At 62.3% G+C, this 12959-nt stretch carries 9 protein-coding genes and 3 tRNA genes; 1 reads left to right on the forward strand and 11 read right to left on the reverse strand.

Features of this window, described 5'->3' with window-relative positions; genetic code table 11:
• Positions 1 to 27: 27 nt before the first annotated feature.
• The 3 genes from AC5WNJ_RS14900 to AC5WNJ_RS14910 all read right to left on the reverse strand — a co-directional run bounded on the left by AC5WNJ_RS14900 (position 28) and on the right by AC5WNJ_RS14910 (position 3725).
• Complete coding sequence (locus AC5WNJ_RS14900; RefSeq protein WP_176678003.1) at positions 28 to 1347, reverse strand: sodium ion-translocating decarboxylase subunit beta; 1320 nt, start codon at positions 1345 to 1347, stop codon at positions 28 to 30.
• 70 nt (positions 1348 to 1417) lie between these two features.
• A complete protein-coding gene (gene oadA, locus AC5WNJ_RS14905) occupies positions 1418 to 3253 on the reverse strand; it encodes a sodium-extruding oxaloacetate decarboxylase subunit alpha (protein WP_495930087.1) in 1836 nt (611 codons plus the stop codon).
• A 205-nt stretch (positions 3254 to 3458) separates the two neighbouring features.
• Complete coding sequence (locus tag AC5WNJ_RS14910; protein ID WP_495930088.1) at positions 3459 to 3725, reverse strand: OadG family protein; 267 nt, start codon at positions 3723 to 3725, stop codon at positions 3459 to 3461.
• 196 nt (positions 3726 to 3921) lie between these two features.
• Here AC5WNJ_RS14910 and AC5WNJ_RS14915 point away from each other — a divergent pair, with 196 nt between their 5' ends.
• Positions 3922 to 5040 carry a tRNA dihydrouridine synthase gene (locus AC5WNJ_RS14915; protein ID WP_495930089.1) on the forward strand — a complete coding sequence of 373 codons (1119 nt, stop codon included), beginning with the start codon at positions 3922 to 3924 and terminating at the stop codon, positions 5038 to 5040.
• 341 nt (positions 5041 to 5381) lie between these two features.
• Here the strand turns inward: AC5WNJ_RS14915 and AC5WNJ_RS14920 are convergent.
• The 8 genes from AC5WNJ_RS14920 to recA form a co-directional block, all read right to left on the reverse strand.
• A tRNA-Arg gene (locus tag AC5WNJ_RS14920) sits at positions 5382 to 5458 on the reverse strand.
• Positions 5459 to 5554: 96 nt separating this feature from the next.
• Positions 5555 to 5631: transfer RNA gene (locus AC5WNJ_RS14925), tRNA-Arg, on the reverse strand.
• A 22-nt stretch (positions 5632 to 5653) separates the two neighbouring features.
• Positions 5654 to 5746, reverse strand: a tRNA-Ser gene (locus tag AC5WNJ_RS14930).
• A gap of 463 nt (positions 5747 to 6209) precedes the next feature.
• A complete protein-coding gene (gene csrA, locus AC5WNJ_RS14935) occupies positions 6210 to 6401 on the reverse strand; it encodes a carbon storage regulator CsrA (protein ID WP_043332937.1) in 192 nt (63 codons plus the stop codon).
• A gap of 358 nt (positions 6402 to 6759) precedes the next feature.
• A complete protein-coding gene (locus tag AC5WNJ_RS14940; RefSeq protein ID WP_176678005.1) occupies positions 6760 to 8007 on the reverse strand; it encodes an aspartate kinase in 1248 nt (415 codons plus the stop codon).
• 109 nt (positions 8008 to 8116) lie between these two features.
• Positions 8117 to 10720 carry an alanine--tRNA ligase gene (gene alaS, locus AC5WNJ_RS14945; RefSeq protein WP_495930090.1) on the reverse strand — a complete coding sequence of 868 codons (2604 nt, stop codon included), beginning with the start codon at positions 10718 to 10720 and terminating at the stop codon, positions 8117 to 8119.
• Between the two features lie 242 nt (positions 10721 to 10962).
• Positions 10963 to 11607: a regulatory protein RecX gene (locus AC5WNJ_RS14950; RefSeq protein WP_495930091.1), complete on the reverse strand. Its 645-nt coding sequence runs from the start codon at positions 11605 to 11607 to the stop codon at positions 10963 to 10965.
• Between the two features lie 165 nt (positions 11608 to 11772).
• Positions 11773 to 12840, reverse strand: a complete 1068-nt coding sequence (gene recA, locus AC5WNJ_RS14955) for a recombinase RecA (RefSeq protein ID WP_176678006.1) — start codon at positions 12838 to 12840, stop codon at positions 11773 to 11775.
• Positions 12841 to 12959: the final 119 nt, after the last annotated feature.

Below are 12959 nucleotides of genomic sequence, written 5' to 3' on the forward strand. Positions count from 1 at the left end.
GTTGTCGTATCAGTGCAGTGGAGACGATCAGCCGAGGTACTTGATCATCACCCCCGCGGCAACCGCCGAGCCGATCACGCCGGCCACGTTCGGCCCCATGGCATGCATCAGCAGGAAGTTGTGCGGGTTGTACTCGAGCCCGACCTTGTTGGAGACACGTGCCGCCATCGGTACCGCCGAGACACCGGCCGACCCGATCAGCGGATTGATCGGTGTCTTGGAGATCTTGTTCATCAGCTTGGCCATCAGTACCCCGCAGGCCGTGCCAATGCCGAAGGCCACCACGCCGAGGGCCAGAATGCCCAGTGTCTCCACCGCCAGGAACTTGTCGGCCTGCAGCTTGGAGCCCACCGACAGTCCCAGGAAGATGGTGGTGATGTTGATCAGCGCGTTCTGGGCGGTATCCGACAGACGCTCCACCACACCACACTCGCGCATCAGGTTACCGAAACAGAACATGCCCAGCAGCGGTGCAGCGTCCGGCAGCAGCATCGCCACCATGATCAGCAGCACCAGCGGGAAGAGGATCTTCTCGGTCTTGGACACCGGCCGCAGCTGGGTCATGACCAGACTGCGTTCCTTGGCGGTGGTCAGCGCGCGCATGATCGGCGGCTGGATCATCGGCACCAGTGCCATGTAGGAGTAGGACGCCACGGCGATCGCGCCCAGCAGCTCCGGCGCCAGCAGACTGGCGACATAGATGGAGGTCGGACCGTCCGCACCACCGATGATGCCGATGGCCGCCGACTGCTGCAGGCTGAAGTCCATCAGGCCCATCGAGGTCAACGCCACCGCGCCCAGCAGGGTCGCGAAGATGCCGAACTGCGCCGCCGCGCCGAGGAACAGCGTCTTGGGATTGGCCAGCAGCGGGCCGAAGTCCGTCATCGCGCCCACGCCCATGAAGATCACCAGCGGCGCGATGCCGGAGGCGATCGCCACGCTGTAGAAGCTGTAGAGCATGCCGTTGGAGAAGCCGCCATCCAGCGCCATGTTGCTGGCCTGCTGCTTGAGCGCGGCGGGAATCTCGCCATGCAGCGCCTGCTCCACCGCGTGGCGCGCCTCATCCAGCGGCAGGCTGGCGATGTTGACGTTGAGCAGATTGGCCATCGAAGCCAACAGCTCCGGCTTGCCGAGATGGGCCGCCTGCTCGGCGGCAGACAACGCCAGCCCGGCTTCCGGGATGTTGGCAAGAATGCCGCCGAAGCCGATTGGCACCAGCAGCAGCGGTTCGAAGTTCTTGCGGATCGCCAGGTAAAGCAGGCCAAGGCCGATGACGATCATCGCCAGCTGGCCGAAGCTCATGTTGTAGAGCCCCGAGCCGTGCCAGAGGTTGAGTATCTTGTCCATGTCGTGTCGCCTTGCAGAGGAGCATCACAGACCGGCCCGCCGTGCATGACGACGGGCCGGATACACCGGCTCAGAGGGTGATCAGAACGTCGCCGACACTGACACTGTCGCCTTCCTTGACCTTCACCGCGGAGACGGTACCGGCCTGGTGGGCACGGATCTCGGTCTCCATCTTCATGGCCTCGAGGATGATGACCACATCACCCTCGGCCACGCTGTCACCGACACTGACATTGACCTTGAAGATGTTGCCCGCCAACGGGGCACTCACCGGCTCGCCGGAGGCGGCCTGCGCGGCGGGTGCCGCTGCAGGAGCAGGCGCCGCTGGCTCACTGGCCTGCACCTGGGTGATGTCTCCGCCTTCGGCGACCTCGACCACATACTGCTTGCCGTTGACGTTCAGGGTGTAGGTCTGCGGGCCGCTCGATGCGGCTGGAGCACTGGCGACCGGCGATCCGGCGGCCGGCGCTGCGGCGACCGGCGCACTGGCCGCTGCCTTGCCATCGACCGCCTGCGGGGCGGGCTCGAAGGCATTCGGGTTGCCGCGGTTGCGCAGGAACTTGAGGCCGATCTGCGGGAAGAGCGCGTAGGTCAGCACGTCATCGGTCTCGCGCTCGCCGCTCTCCAGCGTGATGCCCTCCTCACGGGCCTTGCCCTTGAGCTCGTCACGCAGGCGCTCCATCTCCGGCGTCAGGTTGTCTGCCGGACGGCAGGTGATCGGCTCGGCTCCCTCCAGCACGCGAGACTGGAGCTCGCTGTCGAAGGCAGCCGGAGCCGCACCATATTCCCCCTTGAGCAACGCCTGCACTTCCTTGGAGATCGACTTGTATCGCTCGCCCATCATCACGTTCATCACCGACTGGGTGCCGACGATCTGCGACGTCGGGGTCACCAGCGGGATATAGCCCAGGTCCTTGCGTACACGCGGAATCTCGGCGAGCACGTCATCCAGCTTTTCGCCGGCGCCCTGCTCCTTGAGCTGATTTTCCATGTTGGTGAGCATGCCACCCGGCACCTGCGCGACCAGGATGCGCGAGTCGATACCGCGCAGACTGCCCTCGAAGGCCGCGTATTTCTTGCGCACTTCGCGGAAATAGCCGGCGATATCCTCGAGTTTCTCGAGATCGAGCCCAGTATCGCGCTCGGTTCCCGCCAGCATCGCGACGACCGATTCCGTCGGGCTGTGGCCATAGGTCATCGACATGGAAGAGATGGAGGTATCGACGTTGTCGATGCCCGCCTCGATGGCCTTGAGCGCCGTGGCGGTAGAAAGGCCGGTGGTGGCATGGGACTGCATGTGGATCGGGATCGACAGGCTCGCCTTGAGGCGCGACACCAGCTCGAAGGCGGTGTACGGCGTCAACAGCCCCGCCATGTCCTTGATCGCCAATGACTGGGCACCCATCGACTCCAGCTGCTGGGCCAGTTCGACCCACATCTCCAGGGTGTGCACTGGGCTCACGGTGTAGGAGATGGTGCCCTGGGCATGCTTGCCCTGGTCCAGCACCGCCTTGAGCGGACGCTCGAGGTTGCGCGGGTCATTCATGGCATCGAAGACACGGAAGACATCGACACCGCTGGTCGCGGCACGCTTGACGAAGGTATCCACCACATCATCGGCGTAATGACGATAGCCGAGCAGGTTCTGGGCGCGCAGCAGCATCTGCTGCTGGGTCTTGGGCATCGCTTCCTTCAAGGCTCGAATGCGCGCCCAGGGGTCTTCGCCCAGGTAGCGAATGCAGGCGTCGAAGGTCGCGCCGCCCCAGCTCTCCAGCGACCAGAAGCCGATATCGTCCAGCTTGGCGGCGATCGGCAGCATGTCATCGAGGCGCATGCGCGTGGCCAACAGTGACTGATGCGCGTCGCGCAGTACCACATCCGTGATGCCCAGCGGTTGCTTGTCCATGAGTGATCCCTTGTTCTTTATATTGTGGATATCGAGTTCTGCGCGCGCTGCAGACAGCCTGTTGCGTCAGCCTGCAACACGGAATATTGCACTCGGGGGGAGGTCTACCCACCGTACTGCTCGTGATAGAATCGCCGCCTGCTACTCTTGGCAGTGGTCAGACGCTCAGCAGAACCCAGACGCTATCGGCGAAGCCGCAAAAGCGTCAGTGCCGGTGCTGGTCCTGCCGGAAGCGGTGAATCGCCGCGGCCATGACGGCCGTCAGTTCGCTGTCGCCCTCTGCCGCAGGTGCCGGGGCAGCCGGCGCCCGCGCGGCACCTGGCGCAGCGGGCACTGGTGCGGGCGAAAAGCGACCCACCAGCCTGGCCATCGCCATCATGGCGACCACCAGCAGACTTAGAAACACGAACACGAACCCCATCCCGAACACCATCAGGTTCAAGCCTTCACCGAGCAGATCATTCTCTTGCATGCCAGTGTCCTCGAGTCTTTCTCGTTATCGAGCCGCACTACGGCGCAGCGCCTGCGCTGAACGCCAATGCCTTCGGTCACGCCGGACACGGCACGACGGATAGACTCCGCCGCCGATAGCCTCTGTCGGTATGCCCATGCAGCTGCATTCAATGCTTGTTGGTCGCTCTAAAGTGCCTGATTCCACGGCAATTGCAATGACACCATCGTTGACCCCACAGGCCCTCGCGCGGGCCGGCCGCATCGGCATCGCGCCGATGGAAGGCGTGATAGATGACATCACGCGCGAATGTCTCACTGGCCTTGGCGGCTACGACTGGTGCGTGACGGAATTCGTGCGCGTGACCCACGTCAAGTTACCGCCGCGCGTCTTCAAGCGCATCTGTCCGGAGCTGCTCGACGCCTCCCCGATACAGACGGCACAAACACGACACGAGACCCCGGTCGCCCTGCAGCTGCTGGGTGCCGATCCCGAGGCGCTGGGCATCAATGCCCGCGTCGCGGCGCGCCTGGGGGCCCCAAGCGTCGATATCAATTTCGGCTGCCCGGCCAAGACCGTCAACCGACATGATGGTGGCGCGGCATTGCTGCGCTCGCCGGAACGCGTCTTCCGCGCAGTGGAAGGCGTGCGCAAGGCACTCGAGGGCACGGGCGTACCGGTCACCGCCAAGATTCGTCTCGGCTTCAATGATCGGCGCCTGGCGCTGGCCTGCGCTCAGGCTGCCGAGGCAGGCGGGGCGACTCAGCTGGTGGTGCATGGCCGCACCAAACAGGAAGGCTATCGCCCACCGGCGCACTGGGAATGGATTGGCAAGATCACCTCCGAGCTCTCCATTCCGGTGGTCGCCAATGGCGATATCTGGGATATGCACTGCTACTGGCGGGCGCGCTCCCTGTCCGGCTGTCGCGATGTCATGCTGGGTCGCGCCGCCCTGGCCGACCCCTTCCTGGCGGCACGCATCAAGCATTGGCAGGCGAGCGGCGAGCTGCTGCCCGAGACGGACTGGACACAGCGTGCGCAGGTGCTGCTCTCTCACGCCGAGCGCTGCGCTCACCTCCCTGACAAGGTGATGGTGCCGCTGCTCAAGCAGTGGATGAACATGATGCGCCAGAGCGGCAACGCGGAAGCCGAAAGCCGTTTCCAGGCCATCAAGCGTCACAAGGGGCGTGCAGAGTTCTTCACCGGCCTGGTGGCCGGCACTGCGCTGGAGCTGGCGCCGAGTCTTCTCACCTCAGTGACTCGCATGGCGGAACCGGCTCAGGCATCGGAATCGACCCAGGCATCGCAAACAGAAGCCGTGAACACCCTAGCCTGAGCCTGAACATCAGCACCGGCCAACACCCGATCCGGCCGCTGCCCCGATCACTGAACCAAAAAAAAGGGCGCCCCTCGCGAAAAGGGCGCCCTGGCGATCGTCCGCCCGAAGGCGTGACATCACAGTCAAGGAAAGCGGTAGAACACCAAGATCGTCGGCAATGCGGGGATCGGGGCCGTGCAGGCAGCGATCACTCGGCGCTGACCTTGCCTCATGGACTTGCTTCAGAGCCTTGTTTCAGAACCTTGTTTCAGAACCTGGCCTCAAAGCCTGGCTTCTTTCATTGCCTGACTTTTCTTCAGACGAAGAAAAACCCGCTTCGTTGAAGCGGGTTTTTCAATTGGCGCGCCCTGGAGGATTCGAACCTCCGACCGCCTGATTCGTAGTCAGGTACTCTATCCAGCTGAGCTAAGGGCGCATAAACCTTGAAATCTGTGGCCTGAGCATTTCAAATGACTTCAGGACTTTATCGTGCGAGTACTGCGTCTTGCCAACTTCATGTCTTGCGTTGCAGTGGCGCGCCCTGGAGGATTCGAACCTCCGACCGCCTGATTCGTAGTCAGGTACTCTATCCAGCTGAGCTAAGGGCGCATCTTACTGCATTTGTACCTAATGGCGGAGAGAGAGGGATTCGAACCCTCGATAGGGCTATAAACCCTATACTCCCTTAGCAGGGGAGCGCCTTCAGCCACTCGGCCACCTCTCCTCATCAGGTACGGCGCATATATTACTCATTTGATTGGGCTTTGTCCAGCCCCTGTGTCGATTTTTTGGCTTCGATGCTGAACATCTCATCACCACTCGACAACAGGCTCGAGGCTGCGCGCCCCCAAGCAATCTCCCCGCATGAACCAGAACATGACGATGGCTAGCCTGTCGTCGCGTCTCGTTCGAGGGAGCGGGCATATTACCGAACCAGAATCGGCTTGTCTCCCCCTTTTTGAGAAAAAAGCCAAATTTTTCCCTTACGGAACACAGACTTGAACATGCCGCCCTCTCATCACCTCGCATGAGCCGCTGCTCATGGAGGTAAGTACGCCGTTTTTCATGAGCTAGGCGGGCCGCCCTCACCTGCCGCAAGCCCACACACGCGAACGCCAGCCATGGGGACAATGGCTGGCGTTCATCGGGTCGTGCAGTGTTGTGCGACGTGCAGGCGCAGCATGCCGTCAGGCAATGGCATCGCCATTGTCTTCTTTCTCACGCTGGATGCGCTGATAGATCTCTTCTCGATGGACGGCAACGTCCTTGGGCGCGTTCACACCGATACGCACCTGATTACCTTTCACTCCGAGAACGGTGACAGTGATGTCGTCTCCGATCATCAGAGTTTCACCCACTCTACGGGTCAGGATGAGCATGACTGATCTCCTTGTCAGAAATTCAAAACAGCTGGGACTTCAACGGGATGTGGAGGCGGCGATCGACCGGGACAAGTCGGCCACCCTGATGCATGAAGCTCGAATTATGCGCCATGCATGCTCCGACGGCCAATGCCATACCTTCATCACACCCGATAGACACGTTGAATGAAAGCGCCCGATGCACAGACTGACATTCAGAAGAATGACAGAAAATGCATCGGGCGCTGTCGACTTCACGTACCGCACGTCTGCCAGACCAATATCCCCGGCCTGGGCACCGACGCTTCACGACTTGGGCAAGTCATTGATTGTCGGTGCCTTTACGACTTACTTGCTGCACGCTCCGTGGTGAGACTCAGGCAGTCTCGTCGCTGATCGCTTCTGCATCCAACCCGAAAGCGGTGTGCAGAGAGCGAACCGCCAGTTCCATGAATTTCTCGTCGATCAGGACGGAAATCTTGATCTCTGAAGTGGAGACCATGCGGATATTGATGCCTTCTTCCGCCAGTACGCGGAACATCTTGGAGGCGACACCGGCGTGAGAACGCATGCCGACACCGACCAGCGAGACCTTGGCGATGTTGTCATCACCGCGCATCTCACCACCACCGACGGACGGAATCACCGTCTCGGTCAGGATGCGCTGGGTCGCCTTGAAGTCGGTCTTGGCGACGGTGAAGGAGAAGTCAGTGGTATTGCCGTCCGGAGAGACGTTCTGGACAATCATGTCGATTTCGATGTTGGAATCGGCGATCGGGCCCAGAATCTTGGAAGCGACACCCGGGATATCCGGCGTGTTGAGCAGAGTCAGCTTGGCTTCGTTGACATTGAAGGCGATGCCGGAGATCAGCGGTTCTTCCATGTTGTCTTCTTCCTCAGCGACGATCAGGGTACCCGGGCCATCCTCGAAGGAAGACAGCACACGCAGGGGAACATTGTACTTGCCGGCGAATTCCACCGAACGGATCTGCAGGATCTTGGAGCCCAGGCTCGCCATTTCCAGCATTTCCTCGACGGTCACCGTTTCCAGACGACGTGCCTTGGAGCACACGCGCGGGTCAGTGGTATAGACACCATCGACATCGGTGTAGATCTGGCACTCATCCGCCTTCAGTGCGGCAGCCAGGGCGACACCGGTGGTGTCAGAGCCACCACGACCCAGCGTCGTGATATTGCCCTCTTCATCGACACCCTGGAAGCCTGCCACCACGACCACCTTGCCATCGTCGAGGTCTTCACGCAGGTCATCGGTATCGATGCGCTGGATACGCGCCTTGGTGTGCGCGCTATCGGTGCGGATGCCCACCTGGGCCCCCGTGTAGGAGGTCGCGTCGACGCCGATCTTCTGCAGCGCCATGGCCAGCAGGGAAATGGTGACCTGCTCGCCAGTGGAGACCAGCATGTCCATCTCGCGCGGTGTCGGGTCATCATTGATCTCGCTGGCGAGACCGATCAGTCGGTTGGTCTCGCCACTCATGGCAGAGACGACCACGACAACCTGATGCCCTTCATCGCGGAATCGCTTGACCTTCTCGGCGACGGCCTTGATCCGCTCCACCGAGCCGACCGAAGTGCCTCCGAACTTCTGAACGTATAGCGCCATGTGCGTTTCCGTTATCCGTGTCCGTTTGCGTTGTCCCCACATGAAGCTCATGTGAGCCCAAAAAGAAGCCGGGTCTCCCCAAGAGGAGCCCGGCCTTCATCTTGTACCGTCAGCCCAGCTGGGCGTCTACCCATGATGGCACACCGGCCAGTGCGCCCGGAAGCGAGGTGGCATCACTGCCACCGGCCTGGGCCATGTCAGCACGACCGCCACCCTTGCCACCGACCTGCTCGGCCACGTGGCGTACCAGGTCACCCGCCTTGACGCGCGAGGTCAGGTCGTCGGTGACACCGGCGATCAGGCTGACCTTGTCACCATCCGCGACGCCGAGCACCAGGATGCCGGAGCCGAGCTTGGACTTGAGGTCATCCATCAGGCCGCGCAGCTCCTTGCCGGAGACGCCTTCGACCTGCTTGGCCAGCACCTTGATGCCCTGGACATTCGCGATGTCGCTGAGCATGTCGCTGGCCGAGGCAGACGCCAGCTTGGCCTTGAGGCGCTCAAGCTCCTTCTCGAGGCCGCGGTTGCGCTCCAGCAGGCTGCCAACGCGCTCCTCGACCTGTTCCGGCTTGGCCTTGAGACGCTCACCGAGGCGAGTCAGGGTCGCTTCCTGCGCAAGCAGGAAGTCACGCGCGGCGCGACCGGTGATGGCCTCGATACGACGCACGCCGGACGCGATACCGGTTTCGGCGAGAATGTGCATCTGGCCGATGTCGCCGCTGCGCTTGACGTGAGTCCCGCCGCACAGCTCGATGGAGAAGGCATCCTGACCGATGGTCAGCACGCGGACTTCCTCACCATACTTGGCATCGAAGAGTGCCGCTGCGCCGCGCGCCTTGGCCTCATCGAGACTCATGAACTCGATGGTGGTCTCGGCATTGGCCAGGATCTGCGCGTTGACGATGCGCTCGACCTCGGACAGCTGCTCGGCCGTCATCGCCTCAAAGTGGCTGAAGTCGAAGCGCAGACGCTCGGCCGTGACCAGCGACCCCTTCTGTTGAACGTGCTCACCCAGCACCAGACGCAGCGCTTCGTGCAGCAGGTGCGTGGCGGAGTGGTTGCGCACGGAAGCCGCCCGCAGCTCGGCATCGACCTGCGGACGTACCTTGTCACCGACCTTGAGAGCGCCTTCGATCAGCACACCGTGGTGCAGGTGATGGCCGGTCTGCTTCTGGGTATCGCTGACCTGAAAGCGGCCGCCATCCAGATGCAGATAGCCAGTGTCACCGGCCTGGCCACCTGACTCGCCGTAGAACGGGGTGGTATCGAGCACCACGATGCCCCTGGTATCCACCTCAAGCTGCTCGACGGCATTGCCTTCGGCGTCGAACAGCGAGGTGACGGTGGCTTCCCCTTCCAACTGGTCGTAACCGGTGAAGACAGTCTCGCCTTCCAGCACCAGGTTGGCGGAGTAGTCGCCGCCGAAGTTGCTGGCGGCACGGGCGCGATCACGCTGTGCTTCCAGGGCCGCCTGGAAACCTGCCTCATCGAGGATCAGCTCGCGCTCGCGGCAGATGTCGGCGGTCAGGTCATACGGGAAGCCGTAGGTGTCATAGAGCTTGAAGATGGTCTCGCCGTCGAGGGTATTGCCCTCGAGGCCAGCGATGGCTTCTTCCAGAAGCTTCATGCCATGTTCCAGCGTACGCGCGAACTGCTCCTCTTCCTTGAGCAGCACCCGTTCGATCTGCTCGCGTGCGGCGCGCAGTTCCGGATAGGCATCGCCCATCTCGCTGTCGAGAGCCGCGACCAGCTTGTAGAAGAAGCTGCCACGCGCGCCCAGCTTGTGACCGTGACGCACGGCGCGACGGATGATGCGACGCAGCACGTAGCCACGGCCTTCGTTGGAGGGCAGCACGCCATCGGCGATCAGGAAGGCGCACGAGCGGATGTGGTCAGCCACCACGCGCAGTGACGGCGTGGCGATGTTGTCGTGACCGATGATCTCGGCCGCGGCGGCCAGCAGATTCTGGAACAGGTCGATCTCGTAGTTGGAGTGCACGCCCTGCATCACGGCCGCGACACGCTCCAGGCCCATGCCGGTGTCGATGGACGGCTTGGGCAGCGGGTGCAGCGTGCCCTCGGCGTCGCGGTCGAACTGCATGAAGACCAGGTTCCAGATCTCGATGTAGCGATCGCCATCTTCGTCCGGGCTGCCCGGCGGGCCACCGGCGACGTCTTCGCCGTGGTCATAGAAGATCTCGGAGGACGGGCCACACGGGCCGGTGTCGCCCATCTGCCAGAAGTTGTCCTCGCCGAGACGCGAGAAGCGGTTCTGATCGATGCCGACCTCGTTGAACCAGATGTCACGGGCTTCGTCATCGCTGACGTGCACGGTGACCCACAGCTTCTCCTTCGGCAGGCCGAGTTCTTCGGTCAGAAACTTCCAGGCGAACTGGATGGCTTCGCGCTTGAAGTAGTCGCCGAAGCTGAAGTTGCCCAGCATCTCGAAGAAGGTGTGGTGGCGGGCGGTATAGCCGACGTTATCCAGGTCATTGTGCTTGCCACCGGCGCGCACGCAGCGCTGCGCGGAGGTCGCACGGCTGTAGCCACGCGGGTCACGGCCCAGGAAGACATCCTTAAAGGGCACCATGCCAGCGTTGGTGAACAGCAGTGTCGGGTCATTGTTCGGCACCAGAGAGCTGGTGGGCACGATGGTATGGCCTTGCTTCTCGAAATAGGTCAGGAAGGCGTTTCTGATTTCTGCGCTTTTCATAAAGGTTCCGTAGCGATGTGCGTAAAGACGCTCCGGGGGTCTTCTGCATGACTTCCGCATGGTTTCTGCATGTTCATCCATGTGGGTATGCATGGAGGTGCAATGAAAAGCATGAAAGAAGGCGCCTGCCCCGTGCCGTCGCAAGACGACCTAGTATAACGCCTGTTCGCGCAAGCTAAAGGGGGGGAAATGTCCTGAAGCGCCGGTTTACGCGCCATGAGAGCCAAACAGTCGCCCGCCAGCTAGCCTTCTTCCCCCTCATCACTCCAGGCGGACTCCATGGCATAGCGCAGCTGCTCATAGTCGAAGCCGCGCTGGAGCAGAAAGCGTTCGCGCCGTGCGCGCTCCTTGTGCCCCTCGCCGGGGCCGGAAAAGCGCCTGGCCAGCGTCTCGCGCGCCAGTTCGAAGAAATCCACCACCTCGACATGACCGAAGACATCCGGCGTCGGGTCACTGGCGGCACGCATCACGGCATTGAGCGTCTCGTTATCGATACCACGCTGGCGCAGCTCCTGCTGAATACGCCTGGGCCCCTGCCCGCGCAGGACGCGCATCCGCAGGAAGCTGGCGGCAAAACGCTCATCGGACTGCAGGCCTTCCTCGGCCATGCGCTCCAGCACCTCCTCGATCAGCAGTTCGACCTCATCGCGACTCAAGGCCGCCGGTGCACCCTCCTCGCCCGCAGCTTGCCGTTCTGCCAACTCGTCATCGCTGAGCGCCCGCAGATAGTCACGCTCTCGGAGATAGTCGTGCAGTTCGCGGCGGCTATGTTCGCGGCGCGCCAGACGCGCGATGGCATCATTGCGCGCACGCCGTTGCGGCGTCATCGCGCCTGAGTCGAGCGGTTGATACTCAGGCCCGCCCAGTGATGTGCTGTCATCGTGCATGGTCATGCTCCCCGGGTTGAGCAGAAGGGCATAGAGGGAGGTGAACGCAAGGCGCCCGCCTCCGAGTCATCGGGGCGGGCGCCTTGGGACCAGCGCAACGGGTCGTTCTCGACCCGCTGCGCTGACGCCAGCCTGGCGGCCGGCGTACTTGCTCAGGAGCGATCCTCAGTCGAGATCGATATCCAGATCGTCCTCACTCTCGGCGGCCGCGGTTTCCTGCGGCTCTTCCTTGGCTTCCGGTGCTGCCAGCAACTGGGCGCGGATCTGGTTTTCAATCTCCTCCATGATGGCGGGATTGTCTTCCAGGTACTGAGCGGAGTTGGCCTTGCCCTGACCGATCTTGCTGCCCTGATAGCTGTACCAGGCACCTGACTTGCCGACCAGACCGCACTGCACACCCAGGTCGATCACCTCACCGGCGTGATAGATGCCCTTGCCGTAGAGAATCTGGAACTCGGCCTGACGGAACGGCGGCGCAACCTTGTTCTTGACGACCTTGACGCGGGTCTCGTTGCCGGTGACTTCATCACCGGACTTCACGGAACCGGTACGGCGGATATCCAGACGCACACTGGAGTAGAACTTCAGGGCGTTGCCGCCAGTCGTGGTCTCGGGGCTGCCGAACATCACGCCGATCTTCATGCGGATCTGGTTGATGAACACCACCATGCAGTTGGCGTTCTTGATGTGCCCCGTCACCTTGCGCAGTGCCTGGGACATCAGACGCGCCTGCAGGCCAACGTGGGAGTCACCCATCTCGCCTTCGATCTCGGCACGCGGCGTCAGTGCCGCCACGGAGTCGACGATGATGACATCGACGCCGCCGGAGCGCACCAGCATGTCGACGATCTCGAGCGCCTGCTCACCGGTATCGGGCTGGGAGACCAGCATCTCATCCAGGTTGACGCCCAGCTTCTCGGCGTAGGACGGATCCAGCGCGTGCTCGGCATCGATGAAGGCACAGACCTTGCCCTGCTTCTGCGCCTGGGCGATGACCGAGAGAGTCAGGGTCGTCTTGCCCGAGGATTCCGGGCCATAGATCTCGACCACGCGCCCGAAGGGCAGGCCGCCGATGCCGAGTGCGATATCCAACCCCAGAGAACCGGTGGAAACCGACGGGATGGCCACACGCGGGGCATCACCCATGCGCATGACGGCGCCCTTGCCGAACTGGCGCTCGATCTGGGACAGCGCCGCGTTCAGCGCCTTGGTACGATTGTCGTCCTTTGCCATGTGGCCTCCTGTCGAACGGCGGAGCCACACGGGCTGCCACCTGGAATAGAGAATTCTGTCACTGGGAGCTGAGCAGACACCGTCAGACTAGCGGCTGAGGTGTCATGGCAAAACCCTGT

It is taken from the genome of Cobetia sp. PDI-23MA, from assembly GCF_059507735.1.

Bases quoted from the DNA above. Each gene is read 5' to 3' on its own strand.
- AC5WNJ_RS14900 (WP_176678003.1), bottom strand. From the start codon at position 1,347: ATGGACAAGATACTCAACCTCTGGCACGGCTCGGGGCTCTACAACATG.
- oadA (WP_495930087.1), bottom strand. From the start codon at position 3,253: ATGGACAAGCAACCGCTGGGCATCACGGATGTGGTACTGCGCGACGCG.
- AC5WNJ_RS14910 (WP_495930088.1), bottom strand. From the start codon at position 3,725: ATGCAAGAGAATGATCTGCTCGGTGAAGGCTTGAACCTGATGGTGTTC.
- AC5WNJ_RS14915 (WP_495930089.1), top strand. From the start codon at position 3,922: ATGACACCATCGTTGACCCCACAGGCCCTCGCGCGGGCCGGCCGCATC.
- csrA (WP_043332937.1), bottom strand. From the start codon at position 6,401: ATGCTCATCCTGACCCGTAGAGTGGGTGAAACTCTGATGATCGGAGAC.
- AC5WNJ_RS14940 (WP_176678005.1), bottom strand. From the start codon at position 8,007: ATGGCGCTATACGTTCAGAAGTTCGGAGGCACTTCGGTCGGCTCGGTG.
- alaS (WP_495930090.1), bottom strand. From the start codon at position 10,720: ATGAAAAGCGCAGAAATCAGAAACGCCTTCCTGACCTATTTCGAGAAG.
- AC5WNJ_RS14950 (WP_495930091.1), bottom strand. From the start codon at position 11,607: ATGCACGATGACAGCACATCACTGGGCGGGCCTGAGTATCAACCGCTC.
- recA (WP_176678006.1), bottom strand. From the start codon at position 12,840: ATGGCAAAGGACGACAATCGTACCAAGGCGCTGAACGCGGCGCTGTCC.